Here is a 20895-nt window from a genome sequence, read left to right as displayed (position 1 = left end):
GTGTCTCTCCTCTCCTTTATTTATTTAAAAATACAGGTTCACCTGTCTTTGATGATTCGTACATCGCCTCTAATATTTCAGTAACTACTAATGCTTCTTCAGGCTTAACCACAGGATCTGTATCAGTTAAAATCGCATTTATCCATGACTCAGCTTCTTTCAATGCCGGATCCGATCCCTCGCCATCATAAAAATCTACGCCGCCTGTTTCTAGTTCAATCTGACGCTCATATAAAAGTCCACGATCTTCACCATTAATCGTTAAGCCATCTTTCATATCGGCACCGCCCAACGTTCCATGAAGTTCCGTTTGTGCCTCGCGCACATCAAGTCCATTCAATGCCCAACTTGCTTCTAAAAAAATCGTCGCCCCATCTTCCATAGTAATGAAACCGAAAGCAGAATCCTCAACTGTAAATTTTTCTGGATCCCATGAGCCCCAAGCATTTGCAGCATTTTTAGTCTGTGATAATTTATGATAAGTATTTCCAACAACATATTTTGGCTTATAATTATTCATCATCCATAATGTCAAATCTAAGGCATGTGTTCCTATATCAATTAGTGGACCTCCACCTTGGGCTTCTTCATCTAAGAATACACCCCACGTCGGAACGGCTCTTCGGCGAATAGCGTGTGCTTTCCCAACATAAATATCACCTAATTCACCATCAGAACAAACTCCATGCAGATATTCAGAATCAGTCCTAAAACGATTTTGATACCCGATTGTCAACTTTTTTCCTGTTTGTTTTGCAGCTTCAACCATTGCTCTGGCCTCTTGACTCGTTTTAGCCATAGGTTTCTCGCACATGACATGTTTTCCAGCTTCAAGACCAGCAATTGAAATTTTCGCATGTGAATTATTCGGCGTACATACATGAATCAAGTCTAACGTCGTGTCTTTTAATAATTCTTGATAAGCATCATAAACCTTTGCTGTTTTTGTACCAAATGTTTCTTTTGCTAATTCAGCTCGTGCAATATCGATATCACAAAATGCTGTCATTTCAACACCAGCAATTTTACTAAGCGCAGGCATATGTTTATTAGTAGCGATACCACCACATCCAATAATTCCGACTCTTAAAACCATAAAAAAACCTCCATCAAATGTTTTGTTATATATATCTTACAAAACATTGATAAGGTTTTCTTCCTTTAAAAAGGGTCATTTATTCCCATATATTGTCTTTTGGTATTTCAATGGTGACAAGCCGACTTGTTCCTTAAACACATGATGAAACGTCTTAACGCTATTAAATCCAGATTGTTCGGCGACATTAATCATTGGTAATTTTTTATGCGCCAAAATATATTTAGCTTGACTGATACGATAATCATTGAGGAACTGCATAAATGTTTGTCCAGTATTTTTTTTAAAAAAGCGAGCAAAATAATAAGGGCTAAACCCAACTGATTTTGCAACATCGTCCAAAGTTACTCCTTCGATGTAATGACTTTCAATATAACTGAATACTTTATTTAAGCGCTCCAGAGTTTCCTGATTATTTACTGCTTCGACAAAGTTTCCAGTTTGCATTACTTTGTTTTTCTCAGGAATTTCACGGTAATACAATACAACAAAATGATTTAAATATCCAATAACTGAAAACTCGAAACCTGCTCTTTGTTCAGCAACTTCTTCATATACCACCTTTAAATATTTAACTACTTTATTCGCAACCTCTGAAGGCCATTTCTGGCTGTGATTTTCACGTGTTTCAAATAAATTAATTAACTCATGTTCCTGATTTCCTTTTAAGTAAGCTTCACGAAACAATACTGTATCAAATTGAAAGACCAAGCGGTGACTCCCGGGTGATGCTAAGAAATAATGAGACTCACCACTGCCAAATACGAATACTTCACCCTTGTGAACTTGTACTAATTGATTATTGTACCCGATATTAACCGATCCTTCTGTCACTAAAATGATCTCTATCTCTTTATGCCAGTGGGGAGGAACAACTGTTTCACCTTCGTTTTCTAGGGTTCTAAATGGGAATGGTAATGACCACTGTGGCAGCTCCAAATAAGAACTCACTTTGTCATCTCCTTATAGTAAAAAAAGGTTAGGTATAAACTAAATCTAGTTTTTCCTAACCTCCTAAATTTTATTATTTTGCGTAATCAACAGCACGTACTTCACGTACTACTGTCACCTTAATGTGACCTGGGTATTCCAATTCATCTTCAATACGTTTGCGCACTTCTCTTACAAGCAATACTGCTTCATCATCAGATACTTCTTGTGGTTTTACCATCACACGAATTTCACGACCAGCTTGAATAGCAAAGCTGGTTTCAACTCCAGGAAAATCATTAGCAATATTTTCTAAACGTTCTAAACGTTTAATATAATTTTCTAACGATTCACTTCTAGCACCAGGTCGTGCAGCAGATAAAGCATCAGCTGCAGCAACTAAAACAGAAATAATCGATGTTGCTTCCACATCACCATGGTGAGATGCAACTGCATTAATAACAACATCATTTTCTTTATATTTGCTGACAATTTCTGTCCCTATTTCAACATGGGAGCCATCAACTTCATGATCAAGAGCTTTACCAATGTCATGCAATAGACCGGCACGTCTAGCTAGAATTGGATCCTCTCCAAGTTCCTCAGCTAAAACTCCCGCTAATTTTGCAACCTCAATTGAATGGTTCAGCACATTTTGACCATAACTAGTTCTGAATCTTAAACGTCCTAAAATCTTTATCAAATCTGGATGCAATGAGTGTACACCAACATCAAATGCAGCATTTTCACCATATTCTCTAATTCGTTCATCCATTTCTTTCTTAGATTTTTCGACCATTTCTTCAATTCTTGCTGGGTGAATCCGACCATCTTGAATTAATTTTTCAAGAGTCATGCGAGCGACTTCGCGTCGAATTGGATCAAACCCAGATAAAACGACTGCTTCAGGTGTATCATCGATAATTAAATCAATACCTGTTAACGTTTCAAGCGTCCGGATATTACGTCCTTCACGCCCAATAATTCGACCTTTCATATCATCACTTGGCAATGTCACAACAGTCACTGTCAGTTCAGACACTTGATCAGCGGCACAACGCTGTATAGCTAAAGACAACATATTTTTAGCTTTTCGATCAATCTCATCTTTTGCGCGTTGATTGCTTTCTTTTACCATCAGGGCACGTTCATGAGTTAACTCTTCAGCCATGTCGTCCATGATAATTTTCGATGCATCCTCTTTACTTAACGAGGCAATGCGTTCTAATTCTAGTTGTTGCTGTTCAATTAGTTTAGAAGCCTCGATTTCTTGTTCATCAATTAATTGCTTTCTAGAATCCAGCCTAGTTTCTTTATCTTCTAATGAGCTTTCACGTTGAACAAGAGAATCATCTTTGCGATCAAGATTAGATTCACGTTGTAATAGTCGATTTTCTTGATTTTTTAATTCAATTCTCTCTTCTTTCAACTCACTTTCAATTTTTTGACGGTAAACTTGGCTTTCTTCTTTTGCTTCTAACAAAGACTCTTTCTTTAACGTGTCCGCCTCTTTTGTTGCCAAATCAATAATGTCTGAAGCAGACTGCTTCGCAGTATTTATCGATTTTTCATAGCGTGATTTTGAGACAAAATAGCCAACTGCTAGACCTGCAATTAATCCGATGATAGTAATTGGAAGGAGTATCATAAATAAATTGGTCATAAAAACACCTCCGTACTATCTTTCTTTATATTTAGTTGTAGTTAGATATTGATAAAAAAGCATACAAAAAACCATGCCCTACAAGCATGAGTATAAAGTAATATTATACTACTATTATTCTAATAGTTGTCAGGGGTAGTGTCAACTTAATTCATTGGATAATCAGACATAAAAAAACCGCCTTCTTAACGAAGGACGGTTTTTATGTCTGATTATTTATCTAAATCTAATGCTAACCCATCTTCTGCTTCCTTTTTACTTTCCACGTCGCTCTCTTCAACAACCGGAACACCATCAATCTCATAGGCAACTCGCACTTTTTGATAAATATCTGCCATCATCTCAGGATGCTCAGCCAAATATCTCTTAACATTTTCACGACCTTGACCAATCCGCTCTTCATCATAAGAATACCAAGCGCCACTTTTATTGACGATATCTTTATCAGCAGCCATATCTAGAAGTTCCCCTTCTTGAGAAATCCCCTCACCATACATAATATCAACTTCAGCAATTCGAAACGGCGGAGCAACTTTATTTTTTACAATTTTTATTTTGGTTCGATTACCAATGATATCTGTCCCTGATTTCAACTGTTCAGCACGTCGTACTTCTAAACGAATAGTTGAATAAAATTTTAAGGCACGACCACCAGGTGTAACTTCAGGATTACCAAACATCACGCCAACTTTTTCACGGATTTGGTTAATAAATACTGCAATTGTTTTTGTCTTATTGATGGTACCTGACAATTTCCGCAGTGCCTGCGACATTAAACGAGCTTGCAGTCCAACATGTGCATCACCCATCTCACCGTCAATCTCTGCACGAGGAACTAATGCGGCAACAGAGTCAATAACGACAATATCAATAGCCCCACTTGATACAAGTGCTTCAGCAATGTTTAATCCCTGTTCGCCCGTATCTGGTTGTGATAATAATAATTCATCAATATTTACACCTAATGCTTGTGCATATTTAGGATCTAACGCATGTTCAGCATCGATAAAGGCCGCTGTTCCTCCTTCTTTTTGAACAGATGCAATAGCATGCAACGCAACAGTTGTTTTACCGGAACTTTCTGGTCCATAAATTTCGATAATACGACCCCGCGGATATCCGCCAACACCTAATGCAGAATCTAGTGCTAATGAACCAGATGAAATAGTTGAAATTCTCTGGTCAACTTTTTCACCTAATTTCATAATTGAACCTTTTCCAAAATCTTTTTCTATTTTCTTTAATGCTGCATCTAACGCCAATTTTCTATTATCAGACATTAACGAGCCTCCTAATCTTTAATCAATCTATTGATATTATCATAATCGTTTTTTACTAAAAAATCAAGAAAAAAGCGAACAAATATTCGTATATTTTAAACTAAATGCTTTCTTAAAAAATTTAATCCGTGCTTCACAGCTCCATCACGAATATAACTGCGGTTTCTCCTAATTAATAAATGTTCTGTAAATTCACCGATTGGTGTCGAAATACCAATAATAATTGTTCCCACCGGCTGACCATCAATTTCCTTGGGACCTGCCACACCAACAGCGGATACCCCGTATGTTGCATTTAAAGCAGTTCTAGCAGCAACAGCCATGGCTGTCACACACTCATCGCTCACTTCGCCATGCTTAAACATTAACACATCAGGAATACTAAGCAGTTTTTCTTTACTTTCTCTAGTATATGCGACAATCCCACCAGAAAAGACATCCGAACTCCCCTCAATATTAGTCACGCGGTGTTGGAATTCACCGCCAGTCATTCCTTCAGCAAATGAGACAGTTTGTTTACGTTGTTTGAGTTCGTTTACAAGAATTTCCTCAATTGTTATATTTTCACCGTATCCGTAAAAATAGTTGCCGACTTTATCTTGAATACGCCTTTCCAATTCATCCAGCATAGCTTCACCTTTATCCTCATTTGTACATTTTGCTGTAATGCGTAACATGACTTCATTAGACTTAGCATATGGAGCAATAGTAGGGTTAGTCTGCTCGTCCAATATTTCTTTTAACTCTGTAACTATTTTGGATTCACCGATTCCCATAAAACGCAAATAGCGTGAAACTAACTGATGACTTTGCGGCATTTTTTCTTTTAGTAAAGGAATAACTTCCTCTCTAACCATTGCTTTCAATTCACTAGGCGGACCTGGAAGTAAAATATAATTTGTATCCTTTCCCTCATAATAAGTACCGCAAGCCAACCCTGTTGGATTTTGAATAGTGAGGCTATTACTTATTGTCAACGCTTGGCGTTTATTATTTTCTGTCATTGGATTGGTTGAATATTTAAAAAAATCATTTAAGCGATTCATTGCCTCAGTATCATAAACCAAAGACTCACCAAGGAATTCAGCAACTGTTTCCTTAGTTAAATCATCATCCGTCGGGCCTAAGCCACCGCAGACAACAATAACATCACTACGTTTAGCTGCTGTTGTCAGAACATCTGTCAATCGTTGGCTGTTATCACCTACTGCCGATTGATAATAGACTTCAATACCTAATTCTGCCAGAAATTGTGAAATAAATGTAGCATTTGTATTTGTAATTTGTCCCAATAATATTTCCGTGCCTACTGCGATAATCTCTGCCTTCATTTTCATTCCCCTATCTCTAATATATGCATTTTTCTCAGTTTTATTTTAACACACATTAATTCTAAACTAACATTAAGATACTTCAACAAAATTATTAAATCTGACTAATAAGTTATTCCAGCTAATAATCTATATGATAAAATAGCAATGAATAAAATGAGGTGAAAAATATGACACAATATAAAAGCGTTTTCGATATTATTGGTCCCGTTATGATAGGTCCCAGCAGCTCCCATACTGCAGGAGCGGCCAGGATTGGTCGTGTTGTCCGTAGTATTTTTGGAGAACAACCTGAACAAGTTGATTTATATTTATACGAATCTTTTGCAAAAACTTATCGTGGCCACGGAACTGATATTGCACTTGTTGGTGGTTTATTAGGTATGGAACCTGATGATGAGAAATTAGCAGACTCTATTAAAATTGCACACGAAAAGGGAATGCAAGTAACTTTCGTTCCAAAACCTGAAAAATCTGAGCACCCTAATCTAGTTAAATTAGTTGTACGCAAAGGGACACATACACTATCTTGTACAGGTATTTCCATAGGTGGTGGTTCTATTCAAATTTCTGAACTTGACGGCTTTAAAGTTAATCTTGATATGACAACACCCACGTACTTAACAGTCCATCAAGATAAACCCGGTGTTGTTGCAAAAGTAGCAAATGTACTATCCGAACAAGATATCAACATTGGCACTATGACAGTAACACGAGAATCTAAAGGTGAAAAAGCAATTATGATTATTGAAGTAGATGAACGTGTTGAAGGCTTAACAGAAATTCTAAAAGGCATTGAACATGTTCATTCAGTTAGCTTTTTCGGATAGGAGGAATAAAAATTGTTATTTCAATCAATAGAAGAACTACTAGAACTAACAAAGAAATATGGGACAATCGCTGAAGTTATGATTCAAACTGAAATTAAAACTTCGCAATATCCGCGAGAAATAATCTTAGAACACATGTCTAAAAATTTATCTGTCATGATGGCTTCTATTAAAAAAGGTGTGGCCGGCGTTACTTCTGTAACAGGCCTAACAGGCGGTGATGCGAAACGAATGGATCACTACTTAGAAAATTCAAATTATTTGAGTGGAACAACTATCCTAAAGGCCGTACGAAATGCAGTTGCTGTCAATGAAGTAAACGCTGAAATGGGATTAATCTGTGCGACGCCGACAGCTGGCAGTGCTGGCGTGGCCGCGGGTGTTCTATCAGCCATGGTTGAAGACTATGATATCTCTCATGAAGAACAATTAAATTTCTTATTTACAGCTGGTGCTATCGGTTTGGTCATTGCTAATAAAGCCTCAATCAGCGGCGCAGCAGGTGGGTGTCAAGCCGAAATCGGTTCTGCCAGTGCTATGGCTAGTGGTGCATTAGTTATTTTACGTGGCGGAACACCACAACAAGCAGCACAGGCTGTTGCCATGACAATTGCTAACATGTTGGGATTGATTTGCGATCCAGTTGCGGGCTTAGTTGAAGTCCCTTGCGTAAAACGTAATGCCTTAGGTGCTTCCCAAGCATTTATCTCAGCTGATATGGCACTTGCAGGGATTAATAGCGTCATTCCAGTTGATGAAGTGATTGAAACAATGCATCAAGTCGGTATGCAGATGCCGTCTATCTTTAAAGAAACAGCAGAAGGCGGACTTGCAGCTACTAAAACAGGTAAAGAAATCATGCATCGACTTTATCAAAATAATAAATAAGGACAGTTGCTTTCTGCAACTGTCCTTTTATTTCATTTTTACGGTACGCGTTCGCTACTTTTTTGGACATAATCAACACCCAATCCAGTTAGAGCGCTAATAATAGAAAAAACTGGAGAAAGAATACTAAATAGTGCAAATGGCAAGTAAGTCAAAGTTGGTACACCAAAAGTATTAGCAACGAAACTACCTGCGATTCCCCATGGAATTAAATAATTTATTACTGTACCGCCATCCTCCAATGTCCGACTTAATACAACTGGATCAAGTCCTTGTTTTTTGAATTCTCCTTTAAAAGCATTACCTGGGAGAATAACAGATAGAAATTGTTCACCAATAAATAAATTAACACCAATTCCAGACAACAAAGTTACAATAATCAATGATTTAACAGAATGTAATTTAGTAGCCACAGCTCCAATCACAGTAGAAACCAATCCTATTTCCATCAAGATTCCGCCCAATGACAAGGTTAAGATAATCAATAAAACTGTGGGCATCATGCTATTGATACCGCCACGCGACAATAGTGCATCAATTTGCTGATTGCCTGTCTCAGATACAAATCCAGACTCAACGACCTTAGCAATAGTAGCAAATCCCACAGATGGATTTTGAATGATAATCATAATAATACCTAACAAAACATTTAGTAAAATTGTAATAACTGCAGGAATTTTTTTCCACGCACAGAACAGCATAAAGACGATTGGAATTAATGACCACACACTCACATGAAAATTAGTTTCTAAAACATTAGACACTTGACTGATATCACTTAAATCGGCTTGACTATTATTAAAACCAAGTACCGCAAAAACAACTAGTGAAACAACAAACGCTGGTAAAGTCGACCACATCATATGCTTAATGTGTTTAAATAAATCAGCTCCAACGATAGCTGATGCTAAATTCGTTGATTCAGAGAGCGGTGACATCTTATCACCAAATACTGAGCCAGAAACAATAGCTCCAACAACTAACGCTTCATTTAATCCTAAAGTTGAGCCGATCCCAAAAAAAGCAATACCGATAGTGGACATCACAGTAAACGCACTGCCGACAGCACTGCCGACAATCGCACAGACTAAGAAAATGGATGGTACAAACCACTTAACGCTTAATAATTTGAATCCTACTACCATCAAGGTTGGAATAATTCCCGCCTGAATCCAGACCGAGATTAACGCACCAACCAACAAGAAAATAAATATTGGAATGATTCCAGGTTGCAATCCCTTCTCAATCCCCTTATTAATATACTCTAATGATAGTTTTCTGATGATTACATATACTATGACCAACGTAATAGCTAATAAAATAGCAATATTAGGTGATATCTTCAACCCGATAACACTAACTGAAATACTTAAAATAATAATGATTAATACAATACTTGCCTCTAATAACCCTACTCGTTTATTCTCCGACATATAAACAGCTCCTTAAATAGTATGTTAACTTTCTGATATTAATTAGTGTCACAATATCGAATAATACCGCCACAGCTCATTTTTAAATTCCTCCTGACATGAAAAAAGCCCTTAACAACGTAATCATTGTTAAGGGCGAACGTGTCCGCGGTACCACCTTATTTAAAATATCACACAGATATTTTATCTCATTCGTTATTTAGATGTCTACAATTCTAGTGTAATTCATAAATAAGGCGGGTCAATTCTCAGCTTCCATTGACTTTCTGATTCTCCATACAACTTATTTACTACTTCGTTAGAAAGGTTGTTGTTAAAAGAAAAAAGCCCTTAACAACATAATCATTGTTAAGGGCGAACGTGTCCGCGGTACCACCTTATTTAAAATACCGATTTGATATTTTATCTCATTCATTATTCTCATGTCTACAATTCTAGTGTAATTCATAAATAAGACGGGTCAATTCTCAGCTTCCATTGACTCTCTGATTCTCCGTAAACTTATTTACTACTTTGTTAGAAAGGTTATCTTGTCGTTAATCATAATAGACTAAGTAGTTAAAGTCAAGAAAAATTATCTTATAATTTATCTACTTGATCAAAATCAAGTTCTGTACTTGTTTCACGACCGAACATATCAATATTTACTTTAAGTTTTTGTTTTTCCATATCAATTTCAGTAATATCACCAGTTAATCCAGAAAATGCACCTGTCTTGATTGTTACTACTTCACCAAGTTCTACGTCTAAATCTGACGTACGACGACTCATACCTAATTCGTGTAAAATACTTTCTACTTCTTCATCTAACAAAGGAGCAGGTTTACTTCCAGCTCCATGCGAACCGACAAAACCCGTTACACCTGGTGTGTTACGAACCACGTACCATGCATCATCACTCATAATCATTTCTACCAAAACATATCCAGGAAATGTTTTGCGAGCTGTTACTTTTTCCTTGCCATTTTTAATTTCGCGTTCTTCTTCTTCCGGAACAACTACACGAAAAATATTATCTTCCATTCCCATACTTTGTGCACGTGATTCAATATTTTCCTTAACTTTATTTTCATAACCTGAATAAGTATGCAATACGTACCAGCTTTTTTCCAATGATTCCATCGTCTCAGAACCTGCCTTTTCTTGATAAAATAAAAAAACCCCGTCTTCCGAAGTTTTTTCCTACGAATTCATTATAACATTGATTTTAAATCATGGCTACCACAATAAAAAGTTTAACGGATAAACAATTTTAATAATTTGTCTAAACCAAAATCGACAACAGCAAAGAATAAAGCAAATAAAATCGTTGATTGAATAACTGTTATAACATCTTTCGTTAATTTAAACTTTGTCGGCCAAGTGACAACTTTCATTTCTTCAATGACGCTTTTTAAAAATTTCATTTTTAGCTCTCCTTTACTTCGTTTCCCTGTGCAATGTATGTTTTTTACAATATTTACAAAACTTTTTTACTTCTAAACGCTCAGTTCGTGTCGCAGACCCACCATTTTTCGAATAGTTACGAGATCCACACTCAGAACACGCCAATGTTGTTTTATTTTGAGCCAAATCAGACTCCTCCTAAATTTAGCATTATCCAATTTATTTTAACATTTACACATAAAGTAGTCAAATTAGCATCAAATATTTCCATCCATATCACTGTATTTCAATGTATTCTCATAAAATTGTATGGTATTATAGACTATATGATAAATGGAGGGAGATAGACCATGCTTATTGAAACAATTTGTATACCAAAACGACGATTAACAATTGTCAATGAATCATGTACGTTAGAGGATGCTCTAGCCATCTTAGAAGACTCTGGATTTCGATGTGTTCCCGTCTTAGATGAAACCGAAAAAATCTTTAGAGGTAATATCTATAAAATGCATATTTATCGTCATAAATCAAATGGTGGCGATATGACACTACCTGTTACCCACCTGATTAAAAACGCAACAAAATTCATTCACTTGAATTCCTCATTCTTTAATATCTTTTTTACTATCAAAGAATTACCATATATTGCAGTATTGGATAACAATGATTTATTTTATGGTATTTTAACCCACAGTAGCCTGTTAACTATTCTTTCCCAATCATGGAATGTAAACGAAGGGCGCTATGCTTTAACGATTGCATCTACAGGAAAAAAAGGTGATTTGGCTAACATGACAAAAATTATTTCCAAACATTCTGAAATTGCCAGCTGCATTACTCTTGATATTGGAAAAGATGAATATATTCGTCGAACAATTATTACATTACCGGCAAACACGACAGAGGAAATACTTGACATGATTGTAAAATCTCTTGAAAAGAAAGATTTTTTCGTTGCCGAAATAGAAGATTTACAAAATCCAAGAGAAGTATAATAAAAGAATTTATAATAAGAATCGTGCTGATGGGAATTGATTTATTCCATCAGCACGATTTTTTTGCATACAAAAAAGATAGACTAATTTAATAGACTTAATCAAAGGTTTGTTTACAGAAAAATAAAAAAATGTAACACACAAATAACTATGGACAAACTTTCATCTACTCGCTAACTGCCCTAAATATCTTTCAATATACAATATACTTGTAACAAACCTGTCGAAAACGACACTTATAAAGTAATGACTCAATTTTCCGAGTTTACTCGTAGCACACCTTTCTTGGACTAAGAAGATAAAATAAACTTCGTCATAACTCCTAGTCAACTATAAGTTCAAAAAAATTTTTAGTAGACAATATTACAATCTTTCAATTGATTTGGAAAACAATCACTGTAGATTTAAAAGGTGATAAAACTAGATAAGCTCTAACGACAGATCAGGGGTAACTACAGAATCTAAAGAAAATTATTACAAGCAATACAAAAAGACAGATGGAAACCTCCATCCGTCTATAGACTCATTCTATCTAATTAATTGAATATCAACATAATTTGACGAAGAGCTCTTTTTATACAAGCTTGAAGCAATAAAAATAAAAGACAGGCATCTAGTATTAGTATTGACCATCTGCATCTGCAGATGACTCAGAACTTTGTTCAGCTTCAGCTGACGATGACATGTTGCCATCTCCTTTTGAAGCTTTAGAAATATCATCTAACTTTTCAGTTAGCTCTTTTTTAATTCTTTTGTCACTAACTTTTGATACTTTTTCCTTTACTTTATCAAATTCTTCAGGCTTTATATTAGTCCGGGCACGATTAGGATCACCATTATCAAATAAAGTCATAACGGCATCCAAAGCTGCTTTATTAGTCTTCATTTCGGGAGTCTCAGAAATTTTGGTCTTCCCTTGTGAAGAAGAAGCTTTTTGTTCTTGTTTCGAAGCTTTAGATGTATTGTTTTTACTAAACATATAGTAACTACCACCTAAAATTACAATAATTAAAACAATTATTGCAATAACTCCTTTTCCTGAACCCTTTTTTTTGGGTTCAGGATTATTTTGTTGTTCAGGATTGTTTTGTTGTTCTTCCAAGTGAATTCACACCTAATCTAGAATTAAATTCTAATTATTTACCTTTACGGAAGAATAAGAATGCAGCTGTCAATACTGACATTAAACCACCTGCAACTAAGCCAGAGTTAACTGTATCATTAGTTTTAGGTAAAGCTTTTTTAGCTTCTGCTTTCTTAGCTTCTGCTTTTTTAGCTACAGTACTTTGACCAGCTTTTTTAGCTGTAGAAGTTACAGTACCTTTTTTAGCTGTAGTTGTTGTAGTTTTACCAGTAGTTTTACCAGTTGTTTTACCAGTTGTTGAACTAGTTGGTTTTGTTGATGTTTCACTTGAAGTGTTTGTATCAGTTGTTGCTGATGTTTCACTTGAAGTATTTGTATCAGTTGTTGCTGATGTTTCACTTGAAGTATCAGTTGTTGCTGATGTTTCACTTGAAGTATCAGTTGTTGCTGATGTTTCACTTGAAGTATCAGTTGAAGTAACTAGACCTAATTCAGCACGTAATGAATTCATTACTTCTTCAACTTCTTTAGAAGTCATAGCATCGTCTACTAATTTATTCCAATATTTAACTTCCGTTTTAGTTAATTTGTCAGCATCGCCATAACCTTTAATTTCTTGTTTAGCATCATAACGAGATTGACCTAATTTGCTAGCATCAATTACGATTGCTTCAACTTCATCTACTGATTTAGCACCATCTAATAATTTATCATAGTTATAGTATTCATCTAATGAAATTTTACCATCATAATAGAATTGTGTAATTTCTTGTTTAGCAGTTTCTCTCGCTTCTTGAGTTTTCGCTTGTGCTTGTGCTTCAGCTAAAATACTATTAACTTCGTCAATTGTTGCTGCATCGTTAATTTTATCTTTGTAAGTATAGTAGTCAGAGCCTAATAAGTAACCAATAGAATGTAAATCTTCTTGTGCTTTAGCTCTAGCTTCTTTTAATTCACCTGCTGTTTGAGCTGCTGCAACTGCTGCATTTACTTCTTCAATTGTTGTTGCTGCATCAGCTTGGTTAGCGAATTTCCAATAATCTGCTGAAGATAAACCATATTTATGAGTAATGGCGCTAATTTTTACTTTAGCATCTTCTTTAGCATCATGTAAAACTGCTTGATTTTTAGCTTTTTCTAAAATTGAGTTAACTTCTTCAGCTGATTTAGCTGCACGAATTTGAGCCAAATATTCATGGTAATCAGAACCTAACTTATAACCTATTTCACCTAATTCTTGTTCAGCTGTTACCTGAGCATCAGTTAAAGCTACAGCTACATCAAGCTTACCTCTAACAACTGCTAACTGATCATTATTTTTTGCTGCAATAGCTTCATTTTGTAATTCATTACGTAGATCTTGGCTAATTTTTCCATTTTCTAAAGCAGTATCAATATCACGTCTTAATTGATTTTGTGCATCAGTTAAATCTCCAGCAGATTTTGCTGCTGCTACAACTGCATCAACTTCAGCAATTGTTGTTGCTGCATCAATTTGTTTGTCAAATGCTTCTTTTTGTTTACCAGTAATTTTTACATTACCAGAAGTATATAATGCTAGAACCGCTTTTCTTGCTTCAGCTTTTTTAGCAGCTAAATCAGTTCTTGCTTGACTTACACCTTTTGCTTCAGCAACAACTTGTTGAGCTCCTGCTTCGTTTCCAGCTACACCAGCTTGTTGGATGCGAACATTGTAAGCTGTTTTTTCATCGCGTGTTAAGTTATTTAAAGCCTCGATTTGATCAACATACACACTTGTTGCAAATTTCTTTGAAGTATCTGCTGCTTTTACAGATGCTTTTGGCGCTGTAGGTGCAGGTGTTTTAGCAGCTTCTTCAGTCGATGCTACCGTTTTAGTAGCTTCTGTAGTTGAAGCCTTTGTTGTTTGTTCTGTTTTTGGTGCAGATGCTGTAGTTGCATCTTCTGCTTGTGATACTAATGGTGCTACAACAGAACCTGCTAAGATTGCTAATGTAGCCGTTGTTAATTTAACTTTTTTCATTAGAATTATCTCTCCTTTTTCTTCGTTCATTTGATTTAGGCCTTTCAATAACATCTATCCATGTTTATAAAAAACACCGTTGCACATTTTTTTCATATAATTAATTTCTCCGCTTAGCATATCAAAAAAAGGTCAAACTATGCGTTTTTATCCGAACACTTATAGACACTTACAAAAGAACCTATGTTATTATCATACAAAAACTTATTTTTATTGTCAATAGTTTTTAATAACACTGTTGTATTTTGTTCTTTAATCATTTCAGACTTCCTGCTTCGTACAAATTTTTAAATAAACGCTAGTTATTTTCATAAATAGAGGTTTATTTTAATGTAGGACTTATAAAGAAGGGGGCTTATGTCAAAGCCCCCTTTTCTAACTATTTAACTGTTTTTAACTGTAAAAAAATCTTTTTCAACATTGGTGGAGCAATCAACGTCGTTAGAATAACTGAAATAATAACTGTTGTATAGTATTCTTGTTCCAAAAGTCCACTAGCCAAACCTGTAGTCCCGATAATTAATGCTACCTCACCACGTGAAACCATACCTGATCCGATACCTAATGAAGATAATTTATTAAATCCAGTCATACGTGCACCAATAAATCCGCCAATAAGTTTAGAGAATACAGCTACAATTGTACAAATGATTAAGAACCATAGTTGACTCGCTACACCTGTAAATGAAATACTCAAACCAACACTGACATAGAAGAAAGGAACAAAGAGTGAATTAGCAATTGGATCAACACTATGTTCAATTTCATGTTTAAATTCTGTTTGAGAAATGAATAGTCCCGCTATAAATGTACCAATGATACCAGCCATTCCTAACATTTCGCCAAAGTAGGCGAATGCAAAACAGATAATTAAAGCTGCTGTGGTCACAGGTGCCGTTACTTTAAATTTTTTCGCTACTTTAAGGATCAACGGTACAAGATAAATTCCCACACCAATAGCAACGACAAAGAAAATAACTTTCTTTAAAATAACCATTGGGATAGATACAGCTGATGCACCATCTCCACCCATAAATGACATAACAAAAGCTAACAATATGACTACTAAAATGTCATCCACAACTGCCGCACCAAGTATTGTCGTCGATTCTCTCGTTTGCATCACATCGAGCTCTTTTAAAACCTGTACCGTGATGCTGACTGATGTTGCTGAGAACAAGACACCTAAAAAGACCGAGTGGTTTAAATCAAAGCCAAATGCATAACCAACAGCAAATGCACTGATAAAAGGTATAATAATACCGATCACAGCCACTGCGACTGATGGTTTCCAATTTTTCTTTAATTGATCCATATCTGTTTCAAGACCAGCTAAAAACATTAATAACAGGACACCTATATCAGAAAACACCTGAAACACATCCGAATGATTTACCCACGATAAAACTGCAGGTCCTAAAACAATACCAATCAACAACTTTCCTAATACTGCGGGCTGACCTAACATCACTGCTAAATGCCCAAAGATTTTTGTACTAACTAAGATAATAATGATAGTCAATAAAATCTCCATAATAACCTCCCAAAAATATTTATCTCTCATTATTAATCTACAAGAAATAAATATAGTTGTAAAGAAAACTCCTTTTTCAAATTTCTACTTTTTTTCTACTATTATATATGAAGAAACTTGCATAAAAATAATTTTTTTAATACAAAAAACTGGCTATTTTAAATTAAATAACCAGTCGTTGTTTTTAAAATTTTTCAAAATGAACAGCTTTATCAACTAAATACATAATTGGTGCTGAAATTCCCATGACAAGTAATTCACTCAACATCAGTGAGCCGTAAATACCCCAAAAGGCGCCTGAACCGATAACTATTTTGGACACAAGACAGATCATAAATGCGATTAACACCATACTAATAGTAAAAACGAGCGTATTGATGACTAAACGTATTTTAACGCTCTTCACCCATTTTGCCGATACCGCAGTAATAAGCAGCGCGATTAACGTTTGACCGCCGCCGAACATGACATCAAGCACACCATTTTCTGAATAAAGCAGATTAAAGAGGACAACCCCTGCCACAACACCCCATAAGAGTTTTCGATTAAAAACCACCAGATGATTTAAACTCTCTGATACTCTAAATTGTACCGGTCCTTGTGCAATAGGCGCTACCATAATTGTCAACGTCAAATAAAGCGCTGCAATAAGCCCATTTATCACTAATAATTTTGTTTTAGATTGTGTGTAACTCTTTTCCATTTTCTTTTCTCCTCCTAGTTTTTTTTACGCAGGATGGTACAAATGAACTGCGGTTAAATTTTCATAACGTTATTATCCTATCCGCTAACGTCATTTTTGTCAAAATTTTATCAATTTTTATTGCTGTTTACTCGTTTTTCTTTTCATTTTACGATATTATATAGCATAGCGACTTAAAAAAGGAGTTGAATTTATGCAACGGACCGAGTGGCATATTATCGCCAACGAATCTGCCGGAGCCGGAAAAGGCAAGCGTGTCTTGAAGCAAGCTTGCGATTATCTCTTAAAACAAAACATCCCTTTCCATACATATTTAACCAATCACGCAGGACACGAGCGTGAAATTGCAGAGGAATTAGCGAATACGACACTGATTGATTGGTCTGACAGCGTAGATACCTTTCCATTATTAGTAATTATCGGCGGTGACGGCACACTGCACGGTGTTATCAATCAATTGGCAAAACACCCTAGAATTCCTATTGCTTATTTACCTGGAGGTTCAGGGAATGACTTCGCTCGCGGTGCGAAGATTCCTCGGCATACCATTCGAGCAATTAAACAAATTGAATCAATCACCCACCCAACTAATTTGTATTTGTTAAAAGCTCATAATAAGAGAACAAACACCATCCATTACGGATTAAATAATTTAGGACTTGGATTAGACGCTGCGATTGTTAAACAAGCGAATTCATCAAGAGCTAAGAATAACCTTAATAAAGTACACCTTGGTGGTTTAGCCTATTTGTTTGCCGCAATCAAAGTTTTACATGAACAGCCACCGTTCGGTATGACAGCTGAGACCAAAGATTATCAGCATTCTTTCAGTAAAGCATACTTATGTACCGTCACTAATCATCCCTATTTTGGAGGCGGAGTCGCTATTGATCCCACAGCTGACATTATGGAACCACAGCTCAGCTTAGTAGTTGTGGAAAAAATATCTTTACATAAAATTTTAGTCTTAGTTTGTCAATTATTAACAAAAAAACATCTTTCCTCAAAATATGTAAATCATGTAAAATCAACTGATTTTAAAATTTCAACGGCTGATCCAGTATATGGTCAAATAGATGGAGAAGAATTAGATAAGGAATCTTTTACTTTAAGGTTCTCCATTGACCAACGCTTATTTTGGCAATAAAAAACCAGTCATCTTATGATAACTGGTTTATTTCATATAATCATATGGCGAGCAGTTTGCCATACCTATTAACGGATCGATCAATTGATCCATAACCATCTCTAGTGTTAATTCACAGACAGCTACTGATTCTATTGCTTTATCCGTTAAATCATCTGAATCAAATAAAGATACTGTTGCTACTTCGTTCGTATTTGATAACTGTTGGATATCACTCTTAGTTGCTTCTGATATCTTCAATTCTTCTTTAATATCTTCCGTTTTTGTTGCTTCATAAGCCGCTAAATGCTCCGCTTCTTTTATCACGGTTAATTCATCAGTTTCTGTTAATCTATCAACTAAGGTTGTCTGCCGCGGAACCATTTCTTTTTCAATCGCCAACTTAAAAGCTTCGTATTCACCAAGCAAGATTAGTAAATTACGACTACGTGTAACAGCAGTATATAACAACTTGCGCTGAAGCATACGACCATACTGTTTTACCATCGGCAGAATAACCATCTTAAACTCGCTGCCTTGTGCTTTATGAATTGAACAACTGTATGCCAATGTAATTTTATTCCATTCATTTCGTTTATAAACAATTTCTGTTTCATCAAAAAGTAATACTAGTTCATCTACTTTATCTTCAGTTTCTTTTGATAAATTAATGCCGACAATTTCACCCATATCTCCATTAAAGACATTGACTTCTGGACTATTAACTAGATGTAAAATTTTATCCCCGATTCGATACACTTTATCTAACCATTTAACCTCTTTACGTGAATGATCCGGGTTACCATTAAGAATTTCCTGCATCATGCTATTTAAATTATCAATACCTGCTTTTCCCCGATACATTGGTGCCAGCACTTGTACTTCTTGTTTAGAAAATCCCTTGTCCTTTGCACGAATCACAACTTGTTGAATAACTGACTCAATCTGATCAACATGACACGCTATAAATGATCGGTCCTTTTTATTCTCAGTTAAATCTGCTGGTGTCTGACCATTTTTTATCCCATGTGCTAAAGAAATAATTGTCGACCCGTCTTCTTGACGATAGATGTCTATCAATTCATGCTTAGGAATATCCTCAATTGTTAATAAGTCTGTTAATACTTGTCCCGGTCCAACCGAAGGAAGCTGATCTTTATCCCCAACGAAGATAACTTGCATGGATGAAGGTACTGATTTTAATAAAGTATTAGCCAACCAAGTATCTACCATCGACAGTTCATCAACAATCAATAAACCACCCTCTAATTCTCGTGCTTCTTCTAACGGTTCATTTTCTCGTCCCGTTAGACCCAATAAACGATGAATCGTACTAGCCGGTAAGCCAGTCATCTCATTCATTCTTTTAGCTGCTCGACCTGTTGGTGCAGCCAATAATATCGGAAAAACATCCTGTGTATAATCATTTGGATCTAGCGACAAGCCGTTCAGTTCTGCATACACACTTACAATCCCATTGATAACAGTCGTTTTACCCGTTCCTGGACCACCAGTCAAGATAAAAAATGGTGACATAATTGCCTTTTGAATAGCTTCCTTCTGAGAATTTCCATAAACAATACCGAACTGTTTCTCAATTAGCGTAATATTTTTATCCACATCTTTTATTTTATAGGGTAATTTCTCGCGTTTTTCTAACCGTTTACGTAAAGAAGTTGAGATACCAACTTCAGAAAAATAGAGTGATTTTTCATAAATTTTGGTACCTTCCTGAATCACTCGGCCTTCTTGAGCCATTAAAATAATTGAGTCTGCCACAATAGTGGGTGCTATTTCCACAGATCGGCTGCTTTCTAATGTGGATAACACACAACTGAGAACTTGTTTTGCTTCCATGTATGTATTACCTGTGGATAAACACTCTTGAAATAATTCATGGATGATTGCAGCTTGAATACGTTGTGGCGCATCAGCTGATATACCGATTTGTTCTGCTAGATGATCTGCTTTTTTAAACCCGACTCCTTCGATATCTTCAACTAACTGATATGGATTTTCTTGAATCGTTTGCAAAGTTTCGCCTTTATAGAATTGGTAAATTGCAAAAGCAAGCTGATTACCAAATCCATACTGATTCAAACCGATAACTATCTGCTCCATACCATAATTTTGTCTGAGCGTTTCAACAATTGTTTCTCGTTTTTTACTATTTAAACCTGATACATTTTTTAACACTTCAGGTTTTTCAATAATTTGATTTATCGCATCTAAACCTAACGTATCTACTATGGTTTCTGCTGTTTTTTTCCCAATTCCGGGAAACTTACTACTGGATAAATAAGCAACAATCCCAGCAGAAGAACTTGGTTTTTCTTGTTGATAGCTGTCCACTTTTAATTGTTCGCCGTACTTCGGATGATTGACCACTTCGCCATAGAATCGGTAGATATCTTCTTCTTGGACTTGGCCAAAGGTTCCCGTAATAACAATTTCTGAGCCTGTATAAGATGTATTTGTATCTTTAACACTAATTAACATGACTTTATAAAAATTAGTGGAATTCTCAAAAAAGACAGCCTGTATTTGCCCAACAATATAGGTTCTTTCATCTAATTCTTCCATAAGTAAATCAATCACCTCACTCGAATCA

The 20895-nt window shown here is 35.7% G+C and carries 18 protein-coding genes; 4 read left to right on the top strand and 14 right to left on the bottom strand.

The annotated features are described in order from the left end of the window. Window positions 1-16 precede the first annotated feature (16 nt). From CBF37_RS09445 to CBF37_RS09425, 5 genes are all read right to left on the bottom strand, one after another. Window positions 17-1096, bottom strand: a complete 1080-nt coding sequence (locus CBF37_RS09445) for a Gfo/Idh/MocA family protein (protein ID WP_125984505.1) — start codon at window positions 1094-1096, stop codon at window positions 17-19. Window positions 1097-1171: 75 nt separating this feature from the next. Next, a complete protein-coding gene (locus tag CBF37_RS09440; RefSeq protein WP_125984504.1) occupies window positions 1172-2047 on the bottom strand; it encodes an AraC family transcriptional regulator in 876 nt (291 codons plus the stop codon). 73 nt (window positions 2048-2120) lie between these two features. Then, complete coding sequence (rny, locus tag CBF37_RS09435; protein ID WP_165866686.1) at window positions 2121-3689, bottom strand: ribonuclease Y; 1569 nt, start codon at window positions 3687-3689, stop codon at window positions 2121-2123. A 212-nt stretch (window positions 3690-3901) separates the two neighbouring features. Further along, complete coding sequence (recA, locus tag CBF37_RS09430) at window positions 3902-4969, bottom strand: recombinase RecA (RefSeq protein ID WP_125984503.1); 1068 nt, start codon at window positions 4967-4969, stop codon at window positions 3902-3904. A 95-nt stretch (window positions 4970-5064) separates the two neighbouring features. Further along, on the bottom strand, window positions 5065-6300 hold the full coding sequence (locus tag CBF37_RS09425; RefSeq protein ID WP_125984502.1) for a competence/damage-inducible protein A: 1236 nt from the start codon (window positions 6298-6300) through the stop codon (window positions 5065-5067). A 161-nt stretch (window positions 6301-6461) separates the two neighbouring features. Between CBF37_RS09425 and sdaAB the strand changes: the two genes are divergently transcribed. Both sdaAB and sdaAA read left to right on the top strand, forming a co-directional pair. After that, window positions 6462-7130, top strand: coding sequence for an L-serine ammonia-lyase, iron-sulfur-dependent subunit beta (sdaAB, locus tag CBF37_RS09420; RefSeq protein ID WP_206168063.1), 669 nt, complete (start codon window positions 6462-6464; stop codon window positions 7128-7130). 12 nt (window positions 7131-7142) lie between these two features. Beyond that, the gene (gene sdaAA, locus CBF37_RS09415) at window positions 7143-8018 is read left to right on the top strand and encodes an L-serine ammonia-lyase, iron-sulfur-dependent, subunit alpha (RefSeq protein WP_125984500.1); all 876 of its coding nucleotides are present in this window, start codon (window positions 7143-7145) and stop codon (window positions 8016-8018) included. 38 nt (window positions 8019-8056) lie between these two features. Here the strand turns inward: sdaAA and nhaC are convergent, their stop codons facing one another. From nhaC to rpmG, 4 genes are all read right to left on the bottom strand, one after another. Then, a complete protein-coding gene (gene nhaC, locus CBF37_RS09410; RefSeq protein ID WP_125984499.1) occupies window positions 8057-9451 on the bottom strand; it encodes a Na+/H+ antiporter NhaC in 1395 nt (464 codons plus the stop codon). 579 nt (window positions 9452-10030) lie between these two features. Then, window positions 10031-10573: a transcription termination/antitermination protein NusG gene (gene nusG / locus CBF37_RS09405; RefSeq protein WP_125984498.1), complete on the bottom strand. Its 543-nt coding sequence runs from the start codon at window positions 10571-10573 to the stop codon at window positions 10031-10033. Window positions 10574-10686: 113 nt separating this feature from the next. Then, window positions 10687-10857 (bottom strand): preprotein translocase subunit SecE, encoded by a 171-nt coding sequence (secE, locus tag CBF37_RS09400; RefSeq protein WP_125984497.1) that lies wholly within the window; start codon window positions 10855-10857, stop codon window positions 10687-10689. Window positions 10858-10870: 13 nt separating this feature from the next. Next, window positions 10871-11023 carry a 50S ribosomal protein L33 gene (gene rpmG / locus CBF37_RS09395; RefSeq protein WP_125984496.1) on the bottom strand — a complete coding sequence of 51 codons (153 nt, stop codon included), beginning with the start codon at window positions 11021-11023 and terminating at the stop codon, window positions 10871-10873. Between the two features lie 164 nt (window positions 11024-11187). Between rpmG and cbpA the strand changes: the two genes are divergently transcribed. Beyond that, on the top strand, window positions 11188-11835 hold the full coding sequence (cbpA, locus tag CBF37_RS09390; protein WP_125984495.1) for a cyclic di-AMP binding protein CbpA: 648 nt from the start codon (window positions 11188-11190) through the stop codon (window positions 11833-11835). Window positions 11836-12454: 619 nt separating this feature from the next. Here the strand turns inward: cbpA and CBF37_RS09385 are convergent. The 4 genes from CBF37_RS09385 to CBF37_RS09370 form a co-directional block, all read right to left on the bottom strand. Further along, window positions 12455-12937, bottom strand: coding sequence for a hypothetical protein (locus CBF37_RS09385; protein WP_125984494.1), 483 nt, complete (start codon window positions 12935-12937; stop codon window positions 12455-12457). A 34-nt stretch (window positions 12938-12971) separates the two neighbouring features. Continuing rightward, window positions 12972-14921, bottom strand: coding sequence for an LPXTG cell wall anchor domain-containing protein (locus CBF37_RS09380; RefSeq protein ID WP_165866685.1), 1950 nt, complete (start codon window positions 14919-14921; stop codon window positions 12972-12974). Between the two features lie 379 nt (window positions 14922-15300). Continuing rightward, window positions 15301-16455, bottom strand: a complete 1155-nt coding sequence (locus tag CBF37_RS09375) for a cation:proton antiporter (protein ID WP_125984492.1) — start codon at window positions 16453-16455, stop codon at window positions 15301-15303. Window positions 16456-16639: 184 nt separating this feature from the next. After that, complete coding sequence (locus CBF37_RS09370; protein WP_125984491.1) at window positions 16640-17158, bottom strand: QueT transporter family protein; 519 nt, start codon at window positions 17156-17158, stop codon at window positions 16640-16642. Between the two features lie 193 nt (window positions 17159-17351). Here CBF37_RS09370 and CBF37_RS09365 point away from each other — a divergent pair, with 193 nt between their 5' ends. Continuing rightward, window positions 17352-18305: a diacylglycerol/lipid kinase family protein gene (locus tag CBF37_RS09365; protein ID WP_125984490.1), complete on the top strand. Its 954-nt coding sequence runs from the start codon at window positions 17352-17354 to the stop codon at window positions 18303-18305. A gap of 27 nt (window positions 18306-18332) precedes the next feature. Here CBF37_RS09365 and recD2 read toward each other — a convergent pair whose 3' ends face one another. Then, window positions 18333-20879, bottom strand: coding sequence for an SF1B family DNA helicase RecD2 (recD2, locus tag CBF37_RS09360; RefSeq protein WP_420824173.1), 2547 nt, complete (start codon window positions 20877-20879; stop codon window positions 18333-18335). Between the last annotated feature and the right edge of the window lie 16 nt (window positions 20880-20895).

The organism is Vagococcus vulneris (assembly GCF_003950515.1).
Lineage (GTDB): Bacteria > Bacillota > Bacilli > Lactobacillales > Vagococcaceae > Vagococcus > Vagococcus vulneris.
Note: the sequence above shows the minus strand (reverse complement) of the source record. Positions and strands in the feature narration are given on the sequence as shown.

Excerpts from the sequence above, each read along its gene's own strand:
- CBF37_RS09445 (WP_125984505.1), bottom strand. The coding sequence starts at position 1,096 with ATGGTTTTAAGAGTCGGAATTATTGGATGTGGTGGTATCGCTACTAAT.
- rny (WP_165866686.1), bottom strand. The coding sequence starts at position 3,689 with ATGACCAATTTATTTATGATACTCCTTCCAATTACTATCATCGGATTA.
- recA (WP_125984503.1), bottom strand. The coding sequence starts at position 4,969 with ATGTCTGATAATAGAAAATTGGCGTTAGATGCAGCATTAAAGAAAATA.
- CBF37_RS09425 (WP_125984502.1), bottom strand. The coding sequence starts at position 6,300 with ATGAAGGCAGAGATTATCGCAGTAGGCACGGAAATATTATTGGGACAA.
- nhaC (WP_125984499.1), bottom strand. The coding sequence starts at position 9,451 with ATGTCGGAGAATAAACGAGTAGGGTTATTAGAGGCAAGTATTGTATTA.
- nusG (WP_125984498.1), bottom strand. The coding sequence starts at position 10,573 with ATGGAATCATTGGAAAAAAGCTGGTACGTATTGCATACTTATTCAGGT.
- secE (WP_125984497.1), bottom strand. The coding sequence starts at position 10,857 with ATGAAATTTTTAAAAAGCGTCATTGAAGAAATGAAAGTTGTCACTTGG.
- cbpA (WP_125984495.1), top strand. The coding sequence starts at position 11,188 with ATGCTTATTGAAACAATTTGTATACCAAAACGACGATTAACAATTGTC.
- CBF37_RS09380 (WP_165866685.1), bottom strand. The coding sequence starts at position 14,921 with ATGAAAAAAGTTAAATTAACAACGGCTACATTAGCAATCTTAGCAGGT.
- CBF37_RS09375 (WP_125984492.1), bottom strand. The coding sequence starts at position 16,455 with ATGGAGATTTTATTGACTATCATTATTATCTTAGTTAGTACAAAAATC.
- CBF37_RS09370 (WP_125984491.1), bottom strand. The coding sequence starts at position 17,158 with ATGGAAAAGAGTTACACACAATCTAAAACAAAATTATTAGTGATAAAT.
- CBF37_RS09365 (WP_125984490.1), top strand. The coding sequence starts at position 17,352 with ATGCAACGGACCGAGTGGCATATTATCGCCAACGAATCTGCCGGAGCC.